Genomic DNA, 23,312 nt, shown 5'->3' with positions numbered 1-23,312 from the left:
ATCACGCGCTAGTCGTTGTCATCATCATAATAGGGTCGCGGCGGTGGTGGCGCGGCGACAGGCGGCGGCGCATTGTTGTAGCGCGGCGGCGGCACAGCCCGGCCGCGCGGGACCGGCTGCTGCGGCTGAGCCTGGTTGTTCGACTGGAACACCGCCCGGCATGCGCTCGAAAGCTGCGGCGTGTTCTGCTGCAGGCAGGCCACGATGCGGTTCGTATCCGGAATCTGGTCGCTGCAAAGGCGCCAGACATCCGGCGTGCACGCCATCTGCTGTTCCATTGTGCCGCGATAGTCCTGGGCTGACGCCGCGCCCTGCGCGACGATGCCGCTGACTGCAAGCGCCAGACCCAGCGCAATTCGCTCTGTTCGCATGTCCCGATCCTTCTCGTTTCCCTTGATTTGTCTTCAATCAATGAGACGCGGTCAGGTTCTGAACCAACAAAAAAATGTGAAAGTGCGGCGGGAACCTATTCCACCCGGCCGATCTTCTTCACCGCCGCGATCAGCCGCGCGCTGTCCGTCGCCACGAATTGCGAGAATGCCGGCGCGTCCTGATAGGCGGCCAGACTGCCCGAGGCCTCGAAGCTCCTGAGCACATCCGGGCTCGTCATCACCTGCGCCATCGCTTCGCGCAGGCGGCTCGCGACCGGCGCAGGAAGAGCACTCGGTGCAAAGAGCCCGGCCCAGATGTACATCTCGACGTCCTTGTAGCCGAGCTCCTGGAAGGTCGGAACGTCGGGGAAGCTCGCGATGCGCTGTGCGCCGCAATTGCCGAGCACGCGCAGCTTGCCGTCGTCGACCTGCGGCTTCAGCGTGCCGGGCGCGGCTGCTATCGCCTGCACGGTGCCGCTGAGCAGCGCGGTCAGCGCCGGGCCCGCGCCGCGGAACGGAACATGCAGCAATTTGATATCGGCGCTGCTCGCGAACATCTCCATCGCGACATGCAGCGTCCCGTAAGGACCGGACGAGCCGTAGGTGATCTGGCCCGGCCGCCTCTTCGCATCTTCGACGAAATCCTGCGCCGTCTTCCACGGCGCCGAGGCCGGCACCGCGAGCAGCGTGGGATCGGCCAGAACGCGCGCGATCGGCATGAACTGCGAGACCTCGTAGGCGACGGGGCGGTCGAACAGCCGGTCGGCCTCGGGGAGCACCGCGAGCGAGGACAGTGTCATCAGCAGCGTATAGCCGTCGGGCTCTGCGCGCGCCGCCGCGGCATTGCCGACCGATCCGCCGCCGCCGCCGGCGCGGTTGTCGACGATGACGGGCTTGCCGAGAATCCGCTCCAGCGCCATCGCCACCGGGCGCGCGGCGAGATCGGCCTGTCCGCCGGCCGGAAACGGCACGATCATGGTGATGTTGCGCACCGGATAGGCTTGCGCGAAGGCCTTGTCAGGTAAGGCAGCCCGCAACAGCGGCAATGCCGCAGCGGCACGCAAGAGATCGCGTCGATCCATCATGGTCCCCTCGCCCCCGATTTTCTTTTGTTTCGCCAGCCTAGCGTGCCACGCGGCAAGAACAAGGCATTAACGAAGCATTGACCATGTCCGGCCCCGTCAGGAACGCATCCGTGAACCCGCTGTTGCCCTCTTGAGGGAGTGAGTGATGCGGAATCTTGCGACCATCGACGTCGCCCTGGACGAGATGCTGGTGAATCTCGCAGCGATCGTCCTACGGCTTTCAAAGCCCGAATTGACGCGAACACCGGAAGCGCGGCGCGCGCTGGCGCAATCGGTCCATCAATACGCCGCCTGCGCGGCACGCTCGAACGACCCACGCGTGCACGAATTGAAGACGCAGCTGGAGGGGACGCTGAAGCCAGCCTTGCGCATTGTCGCGATCAACGGCGTGAAGGTGTCGTAGTCGAACGACAAGGCGAGATGCCGTAGGGTGGGCAAAGCGAAGCGTGCCCACCATCATTCGCCGAATTGCCCCGCGATATCCCGCACATCCCCTCCCCAATCCACGGGAAGGGTGCCCTGCTCAACATAGCGATGAAAGCTGCTGAAAGACCAATCGCGCACACGCCTGACGAGACCGTGCTTCACTGGATTGATGTGAATGTAATCAACGTGACGCTCCAAATCGGTGTCGTCGCGAATGGCGTGCTCCCAGTACCGGCGCTGCCAAATGCCTTTCTCACGCTTGAGAAGCTTGCTTGCCGAGGATTCCTGCGGCTCCAACCCTCGGGAAAAGCCGCCTTTGATCAGATTCCAACGCGACGAAAAATCGACGTCGTGGTCTGGAAGCGACCAAATGGCATGGACATGGTCGGGCAGGATACAGATAGCGACCGTCTCGAACGGGCGGCGCTGCTGGACGGTCTGATAAATTCGCCTCAGGCGATCAACTTGATCAACGAGAAGAGTGCTTGAACGGTCGGCGAGCACGACCGTGAAGAAGAACGTGCTGCCCTGTGCGCGCCGATATCGAGACATCTGCGATCCCATCAAGCAAAGGCGTGGGCACGCTTCGCTTTGCCCACCCTACGATAGCCGTTTGCAGGATAGACTAGCGAGATCACGTAGGGTGGGCAAAGGCGCAACGCGCCGTGCCCACCAAGGGATCTACCCCGCTTTGTTGACACCCTTCTTCGGCCGCCGCTTGCAGGTGCCCGGCAGCTTCGCTGCGAGAAAGTCACCGAGCGCCTCGACGCGTGCGGGGCGCGGGCCGCCGGGTGGGGTCACCAGATGCACGGCACCTTCGGCCTGCTTCCAGTCTTTCAGGATCACCTCAACCTCGCCGGACGAAATCGCCTCGCCGACGATGAACTCGGGCAGCTCGGCGATGCCGAGACCGGCGATCAGCGCCGGCATCACGGCTTCACCGTTGTTGACGCGAAGCTGTCCGCCCGGACGGACGCTCGCCTGCTCGCCTGCCGAATTGGTGTAGTTCCAGACATTGGGCGTCGAGAGATAGGCGTAGCTGAAGCATTTGTGTTCGGCGAGATGCATCGGATGCGTCGGCCGACCATGCTTCTTGAGATAGGACGGCGCGGCCACCGTGAAGCGCGGCATGGTGAAGAGCCGCCGCGCAATCAGCGAAGAGTCCGGCAGCCGCGCGATCCGCACCGCCATGTCAAAACCCTCGCCGATCAGATCGATGGTCGCATCGCTCAGATGCAGATCGACCGAGACCTCCGGATAGGTTTCGAAGAACTCCGGCAGCAGCGGCGCCACCGCCTTGATCCCGAACGTCATGGGCACGGCGAGCCGGACCAGGCCGCGCGGCGCCACCGATTGCGCCAGCGCCTCGTTCTCGGCCGCCTCGCCGTCGACGAGCAGACGCGTGGCGCGTTCGGCGAGCTTGTGCCCGGCGTCGGTCAGCGCCAGCCGCCGCGAGGTGCGGTTGAACAGCCGGGCGCCGAGCCGTTCCTCCAGCCGCGTGACCGCCTTGGACACCGTTGCCTTGGACATCGCAAGTTCGCTCGCGGCCCCTGCAAACGACCGTAATTCCACGACTTTTGCGAAAATCGCGAGCGCCTCGAAATCGGGGAGTTTTGCCATGGGAGCCGGTCCAATTGGGATATTTAAGGAAACAATGCGTTTCAACAGTTTCTATTTCTATACCACAGGCGGAGGCTTATCCAAGGGTCAATCGCAAACCCACGGAATGGAGAAATCCAATGACCAAGAAGCTCTCAGGCAAGGTTGCCCTCGTCACCGGCGGCTCGCGCGGCATCGGCGCGGCCTCGGCCCGCGCTCTCGCCAATGAAGGCGCGGATGTCGCCATCAGCTATGTCGCCTCGCCCGAAAAGGCCGAGGCGGTCGTTACCGAGCTCAAGGCCCGCGGCGTCAAGGCTCGCGCTTTCAAGGCCGACCAGGCCTCGGCCAAGGACGTGACGCAGCTCGTCAACGACGTCGCCAGGGAATTCGGCCATCTCGACATCCTCGTCAACAATGCCGGCGTTGCCGCGGGCGGCGCGATCGACGATGCGAACGCCCATACGGCTGCGCTTGAACGGCAGGATTCCATCAACGTGCACGGCGTGATCGCGGCGATCCGCGCGGCCTCGCAATTGATGGGCGAAGGCGGCCGCATCGTTACCGTCGGCTCCATGCTCGCCGACCGTGCCTCGTTCCCGGGCCTTGCCGACTACGTCGCCACCAAGGCGGCCGTCGTCGGCTACACCAAGGGCGCGGCACGCGACCTCGGCCCGCGCGGCATCACCGTGAACGTGGTGCAGCCCGGCTCGATCGACACCGACATGAACCCGAAGGACGGCGGCGAGTTCGCCGAGACGCAGCGCAAGCAGCACGCGCTGCAGCGCTTCGGCCGCCCCGAGGAAGTCGCCGCCGGCGTCGTGTTCCTCGCTAGCCCGGAAGCCTCCTTCGTCACCGGCACGGTGCTCAACGTCGACGGCGGGTTCGGCGCCTGATCCAGGCGCCACCCATTCAACCCAAGGAATTACACAAGGAATTACGCAGATGATCGAACTCAGACCTTTCGCAAAGCTCGGCGGCGCCGATCACGGCTGGCTCAAGGCCAAGCATCATTTCTCCTTCGCTGGCCATTACGACCCGAACAACATGGGTCACGGCGCCTTGCGGGTGTGGAACGACGACGAGATCGCGCCGGACACCGGCTTTCCCGCCCATCCTCACGCCAACATGGAAATCATCACCTATGTGCGCGAGGGCGCGATCACCCATCAGGACAGCCTCGGCAACGAGGGCCGCACCGAAGCGGGCGACGTGCAGGTGATGAGCGCTGGCAGCGGCGTCCGCCACTCCGAATACAATCTCGAGCCGACCAAGACCCGGATCTTCCAGATCTGGATCGAACCTGTGGCGCGCGGGGGCCAGCCGACCTGGGGCTCGAAGCCGTTTCCGAAGGCGGACCGCTCCGGCAAGCTCGTCACCATCGCGAGCGGCGACGAGAACGACAAGGACGCCTTGCCGATCCGCGCCGATGCGCGTGTGCTGGCGACCACACTGAAGGCCGGCGAAACGGCTGAGTATTCAGCTCAGAAGTCGCGCCACCTTTATCTCGTGCCGGCGGCGGGCGCGGTCGAAATCAACGGCGTGCGCGTCAACGCCCGCGACGGCGCCGCGATCCGCGACGAGGACAAGCTGAAGATCACGGCTCTCGAAGACTCCGAGCTCGTGCTCGTCGACGCGGCGTAACGATCCAAGCAACCAATCACCTCACGTAATCCCAGCGGAGACCACCATGACCAAAGTTCTCGTCCTCTATTATTCCGCCTATGGCCACATCGAAGCGATGGCCAACGCCGTCGCCGAAGGCGCGCGCGAGGCCGGCGCCACCGTCGACATCAAGCGCGTGCCCGAGCTGGTGCCGGCCGAGGTCGCCAAAGCGTCCTATTACAAGGTCGATCAGGCAGCCCCCGTCGCCAAGATCGAGGATCTCGCCAATTACGACGCAATCATCGTCGGCACCGGCACCCGTTTCGGCCGCATGGCCTCGCAGATGGCGAACTTTTTGGACCAGGCCGGCGGGCTCTGGGCCAAGGGCGCGCTGCACGGCAAGGTCGGTGGCGCCTTCACTGCGAGCGCGACCCAGCATGGCGGCCAGGAGACGACGCTGTTCTCGATCATCACGAACCTCTTGCATTTCGGCATGGTCGTGGTCGGCATGAATTACGGCTTTGCCGGCCAGATGAAGCTCGACGAGGTCACCGGCGGCGCCCCCTACGGCGCCACCACGATCACCGGCGGCGACGGCAGCCGCCAGCCCAGCGCCAACGAGCTCGCCGGCGCGCGCTATCAGGGGCGCCAGATCGCGGAGACCGCCAGGAAACTTCATGGCTGAGCTACATGGCTGAACCTCGCAGCTAAGCTTGACGAACGACTGCATGGCTGATGCGACGCGGGCGGCATTCTCATTCGGGAATGCCGCCCGCGAGCGGTCCGTCATGCCTGCGTGAGGTCGGCGTGGGGCTTGATTGAATCCGTCGGGACGGGTGCCGCAGCCGTCGAGAGCCACCAGCCCTCACCGGCAAACCAGCACGTCTCGTCCGGAGCGGCCGCTCTACGCAGAGACTGCACGCTCTCCCATCCTTTCGCGAACGCCTCGGCTAATCGTTGGGCGGCGTCCGCGTCCTGCAGTCCCGCGCAGCCGATGAATTGGGCTCGACTCAGGAATTTCGCCGGCCAGACCGCGCCCTCGTCCGGGCGCGTGATCATCAACATGCCACCGAGCATGCCCTCCGGCGCCAACGGAAACACCAGCCGGCCGCCGGGCCGCAGCGCATCGAGCCATTCCGTGGCCGGCTGCGCCGCGCCAGCGCAGACATAGATCACGTCCACGGCAGGCAGATCGGACGCGATGCCCGAGCGATCTTCCAGCTCGACATGCGGGATGTCCTTCAGATTTTCGCGCGCGAGTGCCGCCAGGCGTTCGTCGATCTCATAGGCATGGACACGGCCCGAAGGTCCCGTGAGCTCGGCGAGAATGGCCGTGTAGTAGCCGCTCCCGGCACCAATCTGGATCACCGTCTCGCCTTCCTTCACACCGCAGCCGGTGAGCCAAAAAGCGTGCGCGCCGGGCATCCCGATATTGAGGCCGCGCGCCGGGTCCAGCGCCAGAAGCGTGTTTTGATAGAGGAAGGCGGGGTCATCGTCGGGCGTCACGACATAGGGATGGCCCCCGACGGCGATCGACCACGGCCCGGGTCCGGCGAAGGGTTCGCGCCTGACCGTGCGAAAGGCCTGCTCGATACGGGGATCCGTCGTCTTGGCTGCGGCACAGATCAACTGCGCATAGAATGCGCGATATTTCGCCGAACGATCTTCCATGTCGCCTCCGGAAAGCGGAGGCGACGATAGCACAACGTCCGCGAGAACCGGAAGCACAACGCCATCGCGAGTTTGTGTCAGTGCGATGACGCGGGTACGGACGGCCTCCGTCACCGCATCTTGCGTACCGCCCGGCTGGCGAAGGCGGCGAGCCTGGGACAGCGGCGCAGATTCTGCGCGGCATGGTCGCGCCATGCATAGGGAGCGCCGCGCCAGGACAGCGCGATGCTGACGTCGGTCAACGCGACCTTCTCGGCGCCGAAGCGGCGTTTGTAGTCCTGGTTGCCGATGCTGAGATCGAAACGGCGCACGCCCTCTGCATGCAGCGCCGCCATAGTGCGCTCGGCGACGAGCAGTCCCGGAGAGCAGTTCGACCATGAATCGCCGGCGTGGCTGATGCGCAGGAGGAAATAGCTCGCACCAGACCTGACGCCGAACGTGGTGGCGACGACGGCCTCGTCGCAGACTAGCGCCGAGATGACGGCATAGCCTTCCGCGATACCCTGGCGGGCGACCTCGCGATAGAATCGGGCATGAGCGTCGTCGTCGAGGACGAAGCGCGAGCCGAGCTTTCGCATGCGGGCCTGCTGCTGGACATCCATCACGTCCAAAAGCTCGCGCGCACGCGCGACATCCGTGGCGATCTCGAACCGCGCGCCGGCATGACGACTGAAGACCCGCCAGCAGCGCGGCATCTGCATGCGCTTGATCGAGGCCCGATAAGCTCCATAGTCGTCGCCCGTCAGCACGAGATTGCCGTTGAGCGAGCAGGATCCGATCCGTCCGAGCGACACCAGCGGGTTCGGCTTGCCACCGACATGGGTCGGCATCTTCTTCAGCCGCAGCAGATCGAAGCGCTCGGGCAAGGCGCGCACCGCGTCGACCAGCGCCTTGCCGATCGCATCCGTCGCCGCCGCGTCCAACGCGGCATCAAGCGCCAGGATCGGCGCGTTGTTGTCGGAGACGCCGAGGTCGGCGAATTCGACGATGCGGATGCCGCGCCTGATGTGGCTGATCATCGGCACTACGGCGATGTCCTTGCCGGTCGCGGCATCGGAGATCAATGCGATCAGCGGCGCAAAGTCGTGAAACGCCTCGTACCATGCGCCGAGCCAGTAACCGTGCTGGAATGCGGTGCGATGCCCGGCGCTCAGGAGCGATGCGGCCTGCCGCCAATCACGCGCGAAATCGACAGCGATTCCCGACGTGCTGGACACAAGACCATCTGATTGCTCGACGCTGAGAAACGTCATCCGCGGGACATGCGATTACTGAATGTTTCCAGATAGGTTATGTTTGTCGCAGACCACAAGTGACGTAACGGCTTATCGTTAAGCCAACATCACTATCGCGCCGGCTGCGACAAGCTGTCAGCGCTCCGGTTCCGTCTGTTCGACGCATTGGAACCTGGCGAGGAAATGCAGGCCCGCCACGGCAAGCGCGAACATGAACCAGATCGGATTCTGCCGTTCGAGCAGGAAGGTCTCGGTGGCACCGTAATACAAGCCGAACAGCCATATGGTGAGGAACAGCTTTGCCAGCGCGCGGCTACGGCTGTGAGCCTGGGCCGACTGGAAATTGCCGAGCGGTGCGAGCACGAAGACGAGGATCACCAGCAACAGCCCCGGCAAGCCGATGGTGACCGCGAGGTCGAGATAGCTGTTGTGGCTGTGCGCGGCGGACGTCGCCCATTCGGACCCCTGGGCCGTCTGCCGCGCGGTCACATCGTCCCAGAACGCCGCATAGCCGTGACCGATGATCGGCTTCTCGGCGACGGCCGCGAGCGCGAATTCCCAGATGGCGGAACGGCCGGTGAAGGTGGGATCGAGCGGAAGCAGCCGCGTCAGCGCCCCGAGCGCCGGGCTCAAGACGCTGCCGACCGTCAGCAGGTTCATCACGATCAGCGGCACGAAGCAGATGAGCCGCTTCAGCCACAGGCCTGGCGTGACATAGACCAGCGAGGCGAGCGCGTAGATCGCAAGGCACAGCACCGTCGACGTCTTGCCGCCGGTGAAGATCAGGAAGATGCCGGCGAGCGCCGCGATCGCCGGTCCCATCACGAACGAGCCGACGGCGGCCAGGTAAATTCCGACATAGACCAGGATGGTCATCACGGGCGACGCAATGTTCTTGTGACCAAAACTGCCGCGCCAGTCGCCGGCAAGCTGCGGCTCGGTGAGGTCGAGCGCGGTGTGCATCGAATATTGCGGCGCGAGGAAGACGCCGAGATGGCACAGCACCAGCAGCACGAGCGCGGCGCCGCCAAGGCACAAGTTGAAAGTCCGCTGTGTCGGCGGCAGCAATGGCAACAGCACGGCGAACGACGTCACGCTGACCGCCAGCGCAAAGCGCTGGATCGAAACGCCGCGGCTCTCGGAGAAGACGATGTTGATCAACAGCCAGCCGACGAGGCAAAGATGCAATGGCGTCACCAGGCTCTTCAGCGCGGGCGCATCGGTGGCGGCGACGAACAACATTGCGACCGCAGCCAGCAGACCCCAGGAGATATAGGTGAGCGCCATGCGCCCGCCGACGACCGTGGTCACATCCTCGTTGCGAAGGTCAGGAAACGGATCGAGCGTAATCAGCACCAGCAGCAGAGCCGCCACCGCGACGAGGCAGCGCGCCGCCTGCGCGGCATTCAGCCTCGCGAGCCCATCGTGCAGCATGTGGCCCAGCGTTCGGGTCTCGACGTCGGTCATGTCAGCGGCGCTTCGATCCATGCTTCGATCCATGGCTCAAGGCAGGTGGTGAAGCCGGGGAAGCTTTGGGTCTAGCCCATCCTTGTTAAGCATCCGTCAACCAATAGGCCCGCGGCCTGCGTTGCCGCCTGCGGGCGCACGATGCTCCGCGCGATCTCGTAATATTGCAGCGCCCGCTGCTCCAGCGTGAGATTGTCGAGCACGAAGCCGCGCGGATCGAACGCATCAGCAGTGCACCCGGCCCAGAAACTGTCCCAGCCCGCCTCGAACCCCGCGAGGTCCAAGAACTTGGCACCGCAGCGGTCGTCCCAATACGGCACCGACGACACCGGCGCGAACTGGACGCGGTGCGGATAATAATCGGGGTCCCGCCACGGCCCGCCGGGATCCCATGCGAACACCGGCACGCCGCAGGACAGAGCCTGCTGATAGGCGATGCCCTGGCTTTCGTTCTGGCACAGGAAGATCATCGCGCGCGAACACGCCAGCGCGGCCTGATAGTCCTCTTCCTTGTAACTGCCGTAGCGCAATTCCGTGAACGACCGGCCCTCCTTCAGAAGCCGGGCGCGGACGGGCTCGATCAGCTCCGGTGCATAGCGCTCGCGGTCCCAATGGACCTTGTCGTAGATCAGCACGTCGACGGTCATTTGCGTCGGCGCCGACGGCGCCCAGAGATCCGTGTCGATGCCGATCGGCCAGGCTTCCGTGTCGGGCCAGTACGGCCGGTACATGTCGACGTACCAAGGGCCGGGCACCACGACCTTCTTCACCGGCAGCCGCTTGAACAGATCAGGATCGTCGAGCGGATGATTGTGGGCGGCGACGCCGAGCAGGATCGGATTCTTCCACGTGAACTTGTCGAGCAGGAAGGTGCGGCCGATGATGCAGGCAAGCTCGTCGGGATGCTGCGCGATGTAGCCGTAGTCGTTGACGCGGTAGCGGATCCCGAGCCTATCAAGCCCCGCACAGAGATTGAGGAACACGCGAAGCTGCCCGCTCATGCGCGGCTCGCCGAGCAGCATCCGGCGCGCCATGCGCCGCAGATGCCGGTCGCCGGGAAACCAGCGATCGTCCTTGTCCTCGTAGAAGAGGTTGAGGACCATGGCATCGGGGTCGTGTTCGAACGTCTTTGCGGGCACCAGATCCATCCGCGGCAATCAGGTCCGCATTCTCGCATGGGACCGGCTGTCGCACTCTTCCAAATTTGCGACAGGCTTAATGCCCGCGACTTAACGCTAATCTACGAAACCAGCGGCACGCATTCCTTCGCGACAACGATTTGGCCGTAATGCGAGTATCATTCGCGACGGGCCAACGTTGCGATTGATCGCAATGCCAATCGGCAGATGCGCCCTGGTTAACAGACCCTTAAAGGCGAGCCGTGGCTCTGATCACCGCCGAAGATGTTCTCGATTTGCCGGCTACCTCGCGCGTCGTTCCGGCGCCGCGTCTCCCGCTGCCGGCTAGCTCGACCACATCGGTGTCCGTCGTCATTCCCGCCAAGAACGTTGCAGCCTATATCGGCGAAACCCTCGCCAGCGCACTGGCGCAGGGCGAGATCACCGAAGTGATCGTCGTCGACGACGGCTCGAGCGACACCACCGCGGCCATCGTCCGCGCCATCCGCGACCCGCGGCTGCGCCTGATGACCAACGACTCCGCCGGCGTATCCGCCGCGCGCAATCTCGGCGCACGATATGCGAGCGGCGAATGGCTGCTCTTCCTCGATGCCGACGACCGCCTGCGCCCCGGCGCGGTCGCGGCGCTGCTGGCGGCGGCCCGCGCTGCTCCGCGCGCGGTTCTCGTCTACGGCGACTACAACACGATCGACAGCGAGGGACGGCAGATCGGGCGGCGGGGCCTGCTGAAGGGACGCCGCAAGCCATCCGGCGACGTGCTGGCGCGGCTCGCGGCCGGCAATTTCATCGTCAATGGCGGCATCGCGCTCGCACGTGCGGAGGCGTTCCGCGCCATCGGCGGCTTCGACACGTCCCTCAGATATTGCGAGGACTGGCATTGCTGGTGCCGCCTCGCCGCTATCGGCGAGTTCGAGTTCGCTCCAAAGCTCCTGCTCGACTATCGCCTGCACACGGCCAACACGATGAATGCGGCGGTGCGGACGCCGAAGGACTTCTTCCCCGCGATCACGCGGGTGTTCGACGATGGGCTGATCCTGGCGAGACTGCCCGTGGGCACGGCGGCCGGGCTGCGCCAGGCCGCCGAGATTCATCTCGTCACCTATTCGGCGATGCAGGCGGTCCGCTTCGGTCGATATCGCGACGCCTTTGCTTATCTCGGGATGGTCGGCCGGCGCTCGCTCAAATCGCTGCCCCGCGCCGCGGTCAGGGTCGCCCTCGCCCGCTTGGGCATCTAGCCCGCGTCAAGATGCGATTTTCGACGCTTCATAAGGCTTCGGTGCGAAGCCGAACGCTGCGAGCATGGAGCCAAGCGCGACCAGCGCGGGATGCATGGCGACGACGGCCTTCGATGTCGCGAGCAGACGGGCCGTGCGAACCAGCGACAGCGGCAACCGTCCGAACATCTGCGCGAACACCCGCGCCCGCGCGCCCGCACTATGCGCGGCCTTGTACTGCACGCGATAATTGATGGCGCCAATACGCAGGCCGCGCTTGGCGATCCAGCCGAGGCTGGTGCGGCTTTGCGGCACGGTCTCGGTGATGACCGCCTCTGCCGTCCAATGGAAGATCATGCCGGCATCGCGGCACCGCACGAAGAAATCGCAATCGCCGCCGCCGAGGAAATTGAAGCGCAGGTCGAAGGCCGGACGATCGAACCGCTCGAACGCCGCACGCGTGATCAGGCAGTTGCCACAGCCATAGATCAGCGGCACCGCGCCGCTGTAATCATAGGCGGGGCAGAAGGCGGGATGGCGTGCGAGCCAGGGCTTGCTGTCGTCGTCGAAGACCGGCAGCACCGGCCCGCCGACCACGTCGGCGCCGGTCGCCTCCGCGGTGCGAACCATCAGCTCGAGCCAGTCGGGCGAAGCGATCTCGTCGTCGTCGATCATCAGGAAGCGGGTCGCGGCGGGAAACAGCGCCTGGGCCGTCTCGAAGGCGGCGTTGATCGCCTGGCAATTGCCCTGCCGCTTCTCGACCAGGCAAACGCCCTGGAGCCGGCCGTCCGCCAGATACTCCGCGGCAACCGGCGCGCTTTCGCGCGCCGCCGCGTCGTTCTCGACCATGACCACCGCGAAGGAGCGCGGCGTGCGCTGGCTCACGAGCGAGTCCAGTGTCAGCCGCAGATGGTGCGGGCGACGGAAGCAGGGAATACAGACGACGATGCCGACCGACAGGTCAATGACGCGGGAGCTCGCCGCGATCTCCCGGTTGGGATCGCGCACGGCATCCGAGATCCGGCTGGCGGAAAGGTCTGTCGGGATCAGCGTCATGGCATCCTAGATGTCCGAGATGTATTGAAAAAGCCCTGCGTCAATCACGCAGGAATCGGCGCTGTCCTGCGACGGCACGTCTCCGCGGGACAGATCAGTCCCAAAATGAACGGCGGGCCCGAGGCTCGCGACGGCGCTACGCCGCCGATCTCCCGCCCTCCATGCACTTAACCGCTTTTGCGCGTTTCTCCTGCAAGTCCCTGCATAAGTGATAGTGCAATTCGCAGTCCATTACGCGGACAACAGCCCAACATGGACAATGCCGTAGTTAACGCCTGCCCGCATTAACCCGACCGTAAGCACCGCGACCGGTGAAGCGGCGCGGCATCGGATTTGCTCTTCGGGCATGCGAGATTTTTCCTGTAAATTTGAGTCGAACAAGCGCGGTCAGAAAAAATGAACAAGCCAGCCTCGATCGATTTCGCGACAGCCACGGCGATCCAAATCCCAGCGGCCGCTGCACGCACCCAGGCGCTGCACGATCTGGTCCCCGGCGAAGCCCGCGACAGCCTGCTCGCCGTCCACGACGTGCTGCGCCGCGAGCTGCCGCAGGGCCAGCTCGCCACCTACGAGGCCGGCGGCGGCTCGTGCAGCGTCCTGCCACCGGAGCTGCTCAACCGCAGCAAGGTCACCGTCGTCGACATCGACGAAGACCAGGTCCGCAACAACACTTACGCGGACGAGGCAATCCTAGGCGACGTGCAGACCTACAGCTTCGGGCGCGAGACCTTCGATCTGGTGATCTGCTACAACGTGATCGAGCATCTGCCTCATGTTGATGCCGCGCTCCTGAATTTCCGCGACGCGCTCAAGCCCGGCGGAATGATCCTGATCGGCGCGCCCAATCCGCGGTCGCTCTCTGGCGTCGTCACCAAATACTCGCCGCACTGGTTTCATGTCTGGTTCTACCGGAATATCCGCGGCATCAAGGATGCCGGCCTGCCCGGCGAGCCGCCGTTCCCGACCTTCTTCCATCCGCTGGTGACGCTGCCGCGGCTCGAAGCATTCGCCGCGGCCAACGGCCTCGAGATGATCTACCGCCGCGAGGTCGAGAGTCCGCGCTATCCCGAGATGCGCCGGCGCAAGCCGCTGTTCGCCGCTCTGGTCGATGCCGCCGCCGCCGTGATGAACGCCGTGCTACCGGGCGGGATCGACGTCCGCCGCGGCGACTACCACGTCATTCTGCGGAAGAGCTGACCATCATGGCACGCGCGCGGTCCATCGCAGGACGAGCGAAGCCTGGCGGCCTCGCTGCGCGCGGTAACGAACCGTTAATCCCTGGGGGACCTCGGCGTCATCGCGACGCGTCGAAGAGTGGCATGCGCTTAAACGCTTTGTTTGCCATTTCGGTGAATAGTCCCTCAATGAGTATGGTTAATTTTCCCTGTTGCGTTGATTGGGCACCTATATCCCGGGTGCGTGGCGTAAAGCGAAGAGTAACCCCTCAGCCCGCGGTCGTTGGAATGAAAGCTGGGGACGATGCTTGACTACAACCAGCCGATAGATCGGGCCGGACCGGAGGCCCCGCAACAGAGGCCTCAGACCGGTTTCAACGCGCTGGAGCTCGTCAATCTGCTTTGGCGGCGGAAGATCGCGATTGCCGCTGCCGCGCTCCTTGGCGCGACGCTTGCCGTCACCGTGGGCAAGAGCGTGACACCCCGTTACACCGCCACCGCCCAGCTCTATGTCGATCCGCGCGAGCTTCAGCTCGTCGATCGCGAGCTCACGCCGCGCGCGCAGGACGTCTCCGGAATGGCCATGGTGGTGGAGAGCCAGGCGCGCCTGATTACCTCGAACAGCGTGCTGCTCCAGGTGATCCAGCAGGCTGGTCTCGACAAGGATCCGGAATTCGGCGGCGGCGGTGAGGCCAGGAGCCTGATGTCGTCGCTGCTCGGCCTGATCGGCCTTCAGCCCCGCGCGCCCTCTGCCGCGGAGACGAAGGAAGTGCAGCTCGCGGCGCTCGATGCGCTGAATAGGCACATCACGGTCCGCAAGACCGAGAAGAGCTTCATCGTCGACATCGAGGTCTGGTCGACCGACCCGGCGAAGGCGGCGATGCTCGCCAACACGCTGACCAGCGCCTACCTCGCCGAATCCCGCAACTCGCAGGCTTCGGCCGCGCGACGCGCCACCAACGATCTCTCCGGCCGCCTCAAGGAGCTGCGCGAGCGGCTGCGCAGTGCCGAAACCGCGCTCGCCACCTACAAGGCCCAGAACAATTTCGTCGGCACCCAGGACGCGCTGATCAGCGACCAGCAGCTCTCCGCCAGCAACCAGCGGCTTTCCGCGGCCCGCGCCGCGACGATGGACGCACAGGCGCGGCTCGACCAGATCGAGGCCAGCCGGCGCACCGCTGCCGATGCCGGTGCGAATTCGGAAGCGCTGCAGTCGCCGACCATCGCGAATTTGCGCGCGCAATATGCCGATGCCCGCAAGAAATATGCGGAGCAGGCCGGCGAGCTCGGCCCGCGGCATCCGGCGCTGCGCCAGACCGAGAAGCAGGTCGAGGATCTCAAGCGCACCATCAACGAAGAGATCGATCGCTTCGCACAGTCCGCCAAGAACGATCTGACGCGCGCCCGCGACTTTGAAGCCTCGCTCAACCGGGCGCTGGAAGCGCAGAAGCGGCAGAGCGTCCAGCTCAGCCAGGCCGCCGTGCGCCTGCGCGAGCTCGAACGCGAGGCCGATGCCAGCCGCGACGTCTATCAGTCCTTCCTCAAGCGTTCGCGCGAGACCGAGGAGCAGGAGACCCTGAACACCTCGGCGGCCCGCGTCATCGGCGAAGCCACCGTGCCGCAGCGGCGCTCGTTCCCGCCGGCGATGAGCATGTTTGCCATGATCGGCTTCGTCTTCGGCGCGCTCGCTGCTGCAAGCTGGTTCGTCGCGGCCGAGCTGCTGTCCACTGGCGCGACCGCGCCGGCGGCGCCCACACCAGCCCGTCGTGAGCGCACGCCGGCACCGCGGGCTCCGCGAGCGCCGGAGGTGTCGCAGACACCGGACGTAGCCCAGCCGCAGCCGGCTCCGCGAGCTCCGGAGGTTGCGCAATCACTACCGGAGCTGGCCGCGCCATCGCTGCAGCCTGAGATGGACGAAAACACGCTGATCGGAAAGCCGCTGATCGCGCGCCTCCAGGAGGCCGACGTCATTCACACGCTCGGCGCCATCCTCGCCACCGGCGGTGGCGTCGATCTGACCCGGCTGGGCTGGCCGACGCTGCGCCCCGGCTTTCCGCTGACGACGCTGCTCAACGCCTGGCGCGACATGCGCATCGCTGTGGCCCGGCGCGCCGTCGGCAAGGCCATGCCGGTCATCGCGCTCGTCGGCGCCGGCGAGACCACCGGGCGCAGCGTGACCGCGCTGAATTTCGCACTCGCGGCCGCGCGCGACGGCGCCCGCGTACTGATGATCGATGCCGACCATCAGGCACACTCGCTCTCGAACAAGGTGAGCCGCCCCGGCAAGAGCGAGCCGAGCCGGCTCGGCTGGCTCTCGATCGGCAGCAAGGCCTCGCGCGAGATCAAGACGGTCAACGGCATCTCGGTGCTGCCGGCCGCCGCCGGCGATGCCGGCAAGGCGACTGAGGCCATGCGCAAGGCCATCGAGCAGGCTCGCGCCGCCGGCGGCTACGATCTCGTGATCCTCGACGGCCCCGTGACGCCGCTTGGTGCAGCCACCCGCAAGCTGCTCGACGACACCGACGCGCTGGTAGCGGTGCTGCCGACCAGCCTCGACATCAACGACGGCCTGGAAGAAATCCTGAACACGCTCGGCCGCGCCGAGCGCAAGCTCGTCGGCGTTGTGCTCGACGAGCTCACCCCCGCAACTCAAGCGCGCCAGCGAGGCAGACAATATGCTTGAGCGCCGCGTCAATCTGGACGGCCGGGCCGCAACCGCCGACGTGCCGCGGACCACCGTCGGCGGCCTTCGCATGGCCGCGCTCGACCTGGAAGCCACCGCCGATTTCATGATCGAGGCAACCGATCCCAGACATCGCATCGGCCGTCCGCTGTACCTGACCTCGGCCAATGGCGAGGTGCTGGCGCGCTGCTCGACCGAGCCGCAGACCGAGCGCCTGTTCCGCGCCGCCGATTTGATCAATGCCGACGGCCAGCCGCTGGTGGCGGCGTCAAAGCTGCAATCCTGGTTTCCGCTGCCGGAGCGCGTCGCGACCACCGATTTGTTCCACGTGGTCGCGCGCAAGGCCGAGGCCGTCGGCCGCACCTTCTACATGTTCGGCGCCAGCGAGGAAGAGAACGCCGCGGCGGTCGCGAATGTCCAGCGGCTGTATCCGAACCTCAAGATCGTGGGGCACAGCCACGGATATTTCCGCGGCGACGCCCTGCGCGCGAAAGTCGAGGAGATCAACGCGCTTGCCCCGGATTATCTCTGGGTCGCGCTCGGCGTGCCCAATGAGCAGGCATTCGTCGAGGAATACACGCCACTGCTGACCAATGTTGGCGTTATCAAGACATCCGGCGGCTTGTTCAACTTTTTATCGGGCAGCCGGTCCCGCGCGCCGCAATGGATGCAGAAGATCGGCCTCGAATGGGCCTGGCGCACATGGCTCGAGCCGCGCCGCCTGCTCTGGCGCTATTTGACCACCAACCCTCGCGCGCTCTATCTTCTCTTCAGCCGCAAACGGCCTTCCAATCGCTGAGAGAAGAGTAGAAGACGACATGATCGACCGACCGACCGTCCTCGTCACAGGAGGCGCGGGCTATATTGGCTCGCATGCCTGCCGCGCACTGTCTGCCGCCGGCTATCAGCCCGTCGTTTATGACAATCTCTCGACAGGCCATCGCAGCTTCGTCGCCGGCCCGCTGGTGACGGGCGACCTGCTCGACGGCGCCGCGCTGGCGCGCGCCTTCGCCGACCACAAATTCACGGCGGTGATGCATTTCGCGGCGGCAAGCCTCGTCGGCGAGTCCATGACCGACCCGCAAAAATACTACATCAACAACGTCCAGGGCACGCTGTCGCTGCTGCAGGCGATGCGCAACGCAGGCTGCCAGCGCATCGTGTTCTCCTCGACCGGCGCCGTCTACGGCAACGCCGATTCCAAGGAGCTGCCGGAGGACTTCCCCTGCGCACCGATCAATCCCTATGGCGCGTCGAAATGGATGATCGAGCGCATGCTCGCCGATTATCGCGCAGCCTATGGCTTCGGCGCGTTCTGCCTGCGCTACTTCAACGCCAGCGGCGCCGACCCGGCCGGCGGCATCGGCGAGTTGCGTGACAACGAAACGCATCTCATTCCGCGCGCCATGATGGCGCTCCAGGGCCATGTCGACTTCGCCGTGTTCGGCGACGATTACGACACGCCGGACGGCACCGCGATCCGCGACTACATCCACGTCACCGACCTCGCTGCGGCGCATGTCGCAGCACTGAAGCTCCTGGAAACGGGACACGCCGGCGGCAGCTTCAATCTGGGCACCGGCTCCGGCTTTTCGGTCCGCGAGATCCTGAACGCCATCAGGCAGGAGACCGGGCGCGAGGTGCCGCACACCATGAAGCCGCGTCGCGCCGGCGATCCCACCTATCTGGTCGCCGATGCCTCCGCCGCGCGAAAAGTGCTGAACTTCGTACCGCGCCATTCCGATCTAAAGACGGTGATCCGGACTGCCTGGGCCTGGCACCAGACAGCGCACCCGCTCAGGACGCGCTAGACGCCCGTATTGCGACTTGCCGGTCGGGCCCCTGAGCGGCTAAAGAGAGATCACAGCCGGCGGCGGCGCATGTCCCGACCGCCGCATGTTGCTCTTATGGCCGCCAATGGAAGCGGCATGTGAGGCTCCGCCAATAGCGCGAGCCTGTTCTTCACAGCGAAGGCCACGATCGAGTCCGGGCATCGGCCTGCTTTCAGGCACGGCCCAGGGAGCACGGAGCGAATGCATCAGGCCGCAAGCCTGCAATTCGAGCGCGTGATGGACGAACTCGTCCTATGGCACGCCGTGCCGGAGGACGAACGCTCGCCCGCACCCGCCTGGTGGTGGGGACCGGCGATGGCGGTGGTCGACGCGCACGAGCCGATGCGACAGGTGTGGTGTCGTGAGCTGGGCCTCGGCGACGGCTCAAGCTTTGCCGAAGGTGCGCATGCCCTCCTGGAGCTGTTCGCAGAGCAAACCTCGCAGCCCTGGCCCGATGATTTTCCGCGCAAACCAGAAATCAAGCAAGACGAGGTCCGCGAGCTGCACCCGCGGCCGTCAGATGACAGCGCGTTTCAACCGTAACGCCGCGGCCTCGGTCGCAGCGAGGTCCGGCTCCGGCTGAAGCGGCGGTGCGACAGGCAGCTCCATCGGCCGCAGCAGCTCGGCCATCTGCCGCGCCGGCACCGGCCTGGAGATGAGGAAGCCCTGCATCTCGTCGCAGCCATGGGTGCGCAGGAACGCCTCCTGCTCGGCGTTCTCGACGCCTTCGGCGACCACGGTCATGCCGAGCGCCTTGCCCATGCTGATGATCGCCTGCGCGATCGCCTGGTCCTCCGAATCCTGCGGCAGGTCGCGCACGAAGGAGCGATCGATCTTGATGGTGTCGATCGGAAAATGCTTCATCAGCGACATCGACGAATAGCCGGTGCCGAAATCGTCGATGGCGAGGCGGATGCCGCGGCTCTGGATGGCGTCGAGCACCTTCAGCGCGCGACCGACATTGCGCATCATCATGCTCTCGGTGACCTCGAGCTGGAGCAGCACCGGCGACATGCCGGAGGCCGCCAGCGCCTCGTCGACGTCCTGCAACAAATGTTCGTCGACAAACTGCCGCGGCGACAGGTTGACCGCCATCGACACCGGCAACAGGCCACGGCGCTGCCAGGCCATGGCCTGCGCGCAGGCCTCTTTGACCACCCAGCGGCCGATCGGCACGATCAGCCCGGTCTCTTCCGCGAGCGGAATGAACTGCGCCGGCGAGATGCTGCCGAGATCCGGGTGCGTCCAGCGCAGCAGCGCTTCCACGCCGGTGATCTGGCCGGTCTCCATGTCCACCTTGGGCTGGTAGTTCAGCGAGAACTGCTCGCGTTCCAGCCCACGGCGCAGCGCGCTCTCGAGCGACAGCCGCTCGATCGACTGCGTCTTCACCTCATTGGAGAAAAAGCGATAGCCGTTCTTGCCGTCTTCCTTGGCGAGATACATCGCCATGTCGGCGTTCTTGGTCAGCGTCTGGACGTCGGAGCCGTTGGCCGGATACATCGCGATGCCGATCGAGGCCGTGGTGTGGCATTCGTGACCGGCCAGCTCCATGGGCTCGGCGAGCGCCACGAGCAGCCCGGTCGCGATGCGCTGGACGTCGTCGATCTCACCGCACTGGTCGAGGATCACCACGAACTCGTCGCCGCCGAGGCGTGCGACCACGTCGGTTTCCCGCAGCGCACCGCGCAGCCGGCTCCCCACTTCGAGCAGCAGCAAGTCGCCGGCCTCATGGCCGAGCGAATCGTTGATGACCTTGAAGCGGTCGAGATCGATGAACAACACCGCGAAACGGTGATCGTGGCGTTGAGCTTCGTCGATCGCCTCCCGCAACAGCCCGTTGAAGGTCTCGCGGTTCGGCAGGTCGGTCAGGCTGTCATGCGAGGCGAGGTATTCGATCCGCTCGTCAGCCTCGTTCTTCTCGTCCGCGCGATCGAAATTCTCCATCGCGAAGGAGACGTTGTCGGCGAGACGCTGCAGCAGCTCGACGAACTCGGCGGTGAAAGTGTCCTGCTCGGTCGACATGTAGATCATGACGCCGACGGCCTTGTCGTGCGTGATCAGCGGGAACGCCGCGCCGGAGCGCGCGCCGTCGCCTTGCAGGACGGCATGGAAAGCGCTCACACGGCTGTCGTTGACATAGTCGTTGCTGACACAGGGCTGCCGGGTGCGGAACGCGGTGCCGCTCATACCGCGCCCTTCGGGTCGGTCGGCGTCGATGGAGAGACGAACGTTCCTCGTGGTCTCGGCGGACGGCCCGGCGGCCGCGACGATCGCGAGCTGGTCGCTGTCGGCCTTGGCGAGCGCAATGGTCGTCGAGGTGAACTTGCCGCCGGTGGACGCGGCCTGACACACCAGCTCGAACAGCTCGGTGCGCGACTTGGCCCGCACGATCGCTTCATTGGTGGCGCTCAGCGCGGCGAACATGCGCGTCAGGCGCTCCTTCTGCGCCTCGGCCCGTGACCGCTCCTCGGCCCGGTCGAAATTGTCGAGCGCAAAAGAGACGTTCTCCGCAAGGCGCCCGAGCAGAATGCCGACGGCATCGGTGCCGTTCTTGAGCAGCGGGAAGCAGCCACCGGATTTCGTGCCTTGATCCCGTGCGATTCGACGCCAATACGTCGCACGAACGTCCGTGAGGAGTTCGTTCGCGACGCAAGGTGTCTTGCTGCGAAATGCAGTGCCGGCGAGCCCCCGTCCTTCGGGCTCATCGGCGGACGTGGCGAAACGCCAGTTCTCGACGTGACTGCGGCACTCGCCCTTGGTGACGGCGATATCGAGATGGCGTCCCGTCGGATCGACCATGGCGATGGTGGCAGACGTGAACGTGCCGCCGAGGACGGCGGCCTCGCACACAGCCTCGAACAACTCGGCGCGGGACTTCACGCGCATGATCGCTTCGTTGGTCGCGCTCAGCGCCTCCAACATGCCTCGAAGACGGTTGCGCTGCATCTCGGCCTTTGCCTTCTCGTCCGCGCGATCGAAGTTCTCGAGCGCGAAGGCGACATTGGCCTGGAGCCGTTGCAGCAGCTCGACGAATTCGGGCGTGAACGTGCCGCGTTCCGGCGAGTTGAAGAGGAAGACGCCTTCGACTCTGTCGCCATTGAACAGCGGCAGCGCCGCGGAGGATCCGATGCCGTTCCGACGAGCGTTGGCCGCCCAGGGCGCGATCCGGTCGTCGGACAGCACGTCGTTGCTGAGGCAGGGCTGGCGCGTCCGGAAGGCAGTCCCAGTCAGCCCGCGCCCCTCGGGCATCTGGTCGGAGGTGGAGAACTTGAAGGTGCGGACCATCTCCGCGTTCGGCCCGTAGCAGGCGACGACGCGGAGCAGCTCGGCATCGTGATCGACGAGCGCGATGTTGGCCGAGGTGAACTTGGCGCCTTTCGCCGTCGCTTCGCAAACGAGGTCGAAGAGCTCGGCCCGCGAGCGTGCGCGCAGGATCGCCTCATTGGTCGCGCTCAGCGCCGCGTACATGCGCGCCAGGCGGTCTTCCTCCTCGGCGATCCGCGCCTTCTCGGCCTCACGGTCGAAATTGTCGATCGCGAAGCAGACATTCTCGGCGATGCGCAGCATGAGTGCGACGACGCCCTCGTCCTTCGCCCAGGACTGGCTGAGGAAGGACAGGATGACGCCGATGCTCTCGCCGTTCCGGATCAGGGGAGCCGCGATGCAGGCGGCAACACCCGTGCTGAGATAGGCCTGCTCCCACGGCGTTCCCCTGGTGCGACGCGCGAGATCGCGTTCGACATGGGGCTTCTGCGTTCGAAACACCTCGCCGGAGATGCCGCGGCCATAGGGATTCTCGGGATCGACGGAGTATTGGGTCCGCGCCACGATCTCCAGATTCTCGCCGGTGCCGGCGACAGGCTTCAACCAATGCGAGTCCTGCTCCTTCAGCAGAACGAAGGTCGCCAGCGACTTGCCGCCGTGCACCGAGGCGTCGCACACGAGCTGATACAATTCCCGCTCGGTCTTCGCACGCAGGATGGCTTCGTTGGTCGCGCTGAGCGCGCCGAACATGCGGTTGAGCCGCCGCGTCGCGAGCTCGCTGGTCTGCCGCGCGGTCTCGCGCGCGAAATTGTCCAGCGCATAGGAGATGTTGGCCGACATGCGCTCGAACAGCGAGACCATCTGCTCGTTCAGCGAGCCGGCCTCGCTGCGGGTCACATACAGCACGCCGACGCTCTTGCCGTTGCAGAGCAGCGGCAGCGCCGCAGCCGCGCCGATGTGGGCCTTGGCTGCGCCCTCGCGCCACGCCAGCGAGCGAGGATCATTCAGGTAATCGTTGCTGATGCTCAGCTTCTGATTGCGAAAGGCCTCGCCGCCGACACCCGCTCCCTCGGGTGTGCCGGAGACAGTGGTGATCTCAAGCGAACGCAGCCGCGCAACGTCATCGCCGCAACCGGCCGCAAAGCACAGCCGCTGGCCGTCCGGCCGCACCAGAAACACGGCAACGGCCAAGAAGTCCCCGCTCGAAAACCCGGCGTCGCAGACCTTCTGGTACAGCTCGTCCGGCGATTTCGCGTAGAGGATCGCCTCGTTGATGGCGCTCAACGCCGCAAAGGTGCGCGCGAGGGTCGTCGGCACGATCTCAGCTCCCGGGCATTTCTGCCTATTTCTCCCGGGTGAGTTATGAACGGCGACCGCCTAAGTGGTCGTTATTGCGCGCTGCAAACCCTCGATCAAAGTGAACGAGCTGCGAACGGCCGGCGCCAAACTGTCGGGAATGCCGCCACACGGGAGGACTCTTCGACCAAAAGCGC

The 23,312-nt window shown here is 65.3% G+C and carries 20 protein-coding genes; 10 read left to right on the top strand and 10 right to left on the bottom strand.

Annotation, left to right across the window (positions count from 1 at the left end; all coding sequences use genetic code 11):
- Nucleotides 1–8: 8 nt before the first annotated feature.
- Both OWC48_RS22575 and OWC48_RS22570 read right to left on the bottom strand, forming a co-directional pair.
- Nucleotides 9–371, bottom strand: coding sequence for a cysteine rich repeat-containing protein (locus tag OWC48_RS22575; protein WP_282521929.1), 363 nt, complete (start codon nt 369–371; stop codon nt 9–11).
- Between the two features lie 95 nt (nt 372–466).
- Nucleotides 467–1,453 carry a tripartite tricarboxylate transporter substrate binding protein gene (locus OWC48_RS22570; RefSeq protein ID WP_282522120.1) on the bottom strand — a complete coding sequence of 329 codons (987 nt, stop codon included), beginning with the start codon at nt 1,451–1,453 and terminating at the stop codon, nt 467–469.
- 148 nt (nt 1,454–1,601) lie between these two features.
- On the opposite strand from OWC48_RS22570, the gene OWC48_RS22565 reads away from it, so the two are divergent.
- Entirely contained in the window at nt 1,602–1,859 is a 258-nt protein-coding gene (locus OWC48_RS22565) for a hypothetical protein (protein WP_166344774.1), read from the top strand.
- 53 nt (nt 1,860–1,912) lie between these two features.
- On the opposite strand, the gene OWC48_RS22560 is transcribed toward OWC48_RS22565, so the two are convergent.
- On the bottom strand, nt 1,913–2,434 hold the full coding sequence (locus OWC48_RS22560; RefSeq protein WP_282521928.1) for an REP-associated tyrosine transposase: 522 nt from the start codon (nt 2,432–2,434) through the stop codon (nt 1,913–1,915).
- Between the two features lie 129 nt (nt 2,435–2,563).
- Nucleotides 2,564–3,502, bottom strand: coding sequence for a LysR family transcriptional regulator (locus tag OWC48_RS22555; protein ID WP_028147962.1), 939 nt, complete (start codon nt 3,500–3,502; stop codon nt 2,564–2,566).
- A 119-nt stretch (nt 3,503–3,621) separates the two neighbouring features.
- Here OWC48_RS22555 and OWC48_RS22550 point away from each other — a divergent pair, with 119 nt between their 5' ends.
- The 3 genes from OWC48_RS22550 to wrbA are packed head-to-tail and all read left to right on the top strand — an operon-like array spanning nt 3,622 to nt 5,768.
- A complete protein-coding gene (locus OWC48_RS22550; protein WP_282521927.1) occupies nt 3,622–4,374 on the top strand; it encodes an SDR family NAD(P)-dependent oxidoreductase in 753 nt (250 codons plus the stop codon).
- Nucleotides 4,375–4,423: 49 nt separating this feature from the next.
- Nucleotides 4,424–5,122: a pirin family protein gene (locus tag OWC48_RS22545; protein ID WP_282521926.1), complete on the top strand. Its 699-nt coding sequence runs from the start codon at nt 4,424–4,426 to the stop codon at nt 5,120–5,122.
- Nucleotides 5,123–5,168: 46 nt separating this feature from the next.
- Nucleotides 5,169–5,768 (top strand): NAD(P)H:quinone oxidoreductase, encoded by a 600-nt coding sequence (gene wrbA, locus OWC48_RS22540; RefSeq protein ID WP_282521925.1) that lies wholly within the window; start codon nt 5,169–5,171, stop codon nt 5,766–5,768.
- Nucleotides 5,769–5,869: 101 nt separating this feature from the next.
- Here wrbA and OWC48_RS22535 read toward each other — a convergent pair whose 3' ends face one another.
- The 4 genes from OWC48_RS22535 to OWC48_RS22520 all read right to left on the bottom strand — a co-directional run bounded on the left by OWC48_RS22535 (nt 5,870) and on the right by OWC48_RS22520 (nt 10,595).
- Nucleotides 5,870–6,754: a protein-L-isoaspartate O-methyltransferase gene (locus OWC48_RS22535; protein WP_282521924.1), complete on the bottom strand. Its 885-nt coding sequence runs from the start codon at nt 6,752–6,754 to the stop codon at nt 5,870–5,872.
- Between the two features lie 110 nt (nt 6,755–6,864).
- Nucleotides 6,865–8,007, bottom strand: a complete 1,143-nt coding sequence (locus tag OWC48_RS22530) for a GNAT family N-acetyltransferase (protein ID WP_282521923.1) — start codon at nt 8,005–8,007, stop codon at nt 6,865–6,867.
- 117 nt (nt 8,008–8,124) lie between these two features.
- A complete protein-coding gene (locus tag OWC48_RS22525; protein ID WP_282521922.1) occupies nt 8,125–9,477 on the bottom strand; it encodes an O-antigen ligase in 1,353 nt (450 codons plus the stop codon).
- A gap of 50 nt (nt 9,478–9,527) precedes the next feature.
- Nucleotides 9,528–10,595: a glycosyltransferase family 1 protein gene (locus OWC48_RS22520; RefSeq protein ID WP_282521921.1), complete on the bottom strand. Its 1,068-nt coding sequence runs from the start codon at nt 10,593–10,595 to the stop codon at nt 9,528–9,530.
- Between the two features lie 248 nt (nt 10,596–10,843).
- On the opposite strand from OWC48_RS22520, the gene OWC48_RS22515 reads away from it, so the two are divergent.
- Nucleotides 10,844–11,830, top strand: coding sequence for a glycosyltransferase (locus OWC48_RS22515; RefSeq protein WP_282522119.1), 987 nt, complete (start codon nt 10,844–10,846; stop codon nt 11,828–11,830).
- A 6-nt stretch (nt 11,831–11,836) separates the two neighbouring features.
- Here the strand turns inward: OWC48_RS22515 and OWC48_RS22510 are convergent, their stop codons facing one another.
- Entirely contained in the window at nt 11,837–12,865 is a 1,029-nt protein-coding gene (locus OWC48_RS22510) for a glycosyltransferase family 2 protein (protein WP_282521920.1), read from the bottom strand.
- Between the two features lie 396 nt (nt 12,866–13,261).
- Here OWC48_RS22510 and OWC48_RS22505 point away from each other — a divergent pair, with 396 nt between their 5' ends.
- The 5 genes from OWC48_RS22505 (at nt 13,262) to OWC48_RS22485 (ending at nt 19,098) form a co-directional block, all read left to right on the top strand.
- The gene (locus tag OWC48_RS22505) at nt 13,262–14,062 is read left to right on the top strand and encodes a class I SAM-dependent methyltransferase (protein ID WP_282521919.1); all 801 of its coding nucleotides are present in this window, start codon (nt 13,262–13,264) and stop codon (nt 14,060–14,062) included.
- 282 nt (nt 14,063–14,344) lie between these two features.
- Nucleotides 14,345–16,723: an exopolysaccharide transport family protein gene (locus OWC48_RS22500; protein ID WP_282521918.1), complete on the top strand. Its 2,379-nt coding sequence runs from the start codon at nt 14,345–14,347 to the stop codon at nt 16,721–16,723.
- Nucleotides 16,716–17,522, top strand: coding sequence for a WecB/TagA/CpsF family glycosyltransferase (locus OWC48_RS22495; RefSeq protein ID WP_282521917.1), 807 nt, complete (start codon nt 16,716–16,718; stop codon nt 17,520–17,522). Before OWC48_RS22500 ends, OWC48_RS22495 begins: the two co-directional genes overlap by 8 nt.
- Before the next feature lie 19 nt (nt 17,523–17,541).
- Entirely contained in the window at nt 17,542–18,534 is a 993-nt protein-coding gene (gene galE, locus OWC48_RS22490; RefSeq protein ID WP_282521916.1) for a UDP-glucose 4-epimerase GalE, read from the top strand.
- 222 nt (nt 18,535–18,756) lie between these two features.
- Nucleotides 18,757–19,098 carry a hypothetical protein gene (locus OWC48_RS22485; protein WP_282521915.1) on the top strand — a complete coding sequence of 114 codons (342 nt, stop codon included), beginning with the start codon at nt 18,757–18,759 and terminating at the stop codon, nt 19,096–19,098.
- Here OWC48_RS22485 and OWC48_RS22480 read toward each other — a convergent pair.
- Nucleotides 19,072–23,136 (bottom strand): EAL domain-containing protein, encoded by a 4,065-nt coding sequence (locus OWC48_RS22480; RefSeq protein WP_282521914.1) that lies wholly within the window; start codon nt 23,134–23,136, stop codon nt 19,072–19,074. The genes OWC48_RS22485 and OWC48_RS22480 overlap by 27 nt on opposite strands.
- Nucleotides 23,137–23,312 lie beyond the last annotated feature (176 nt).

Source organism: Bradyrhizobium sp. Arg816, from assembly GCF_029989365.1.
Lineage (GTDB): Bacteria > Pseudomonadota > Alphaproteobacteria > Rhizobiales > Xanthobacteraceae > Bradyrhizobium.
This window is presented reverse-complemented; position numbering and strand designations above follow the sequence as displayed.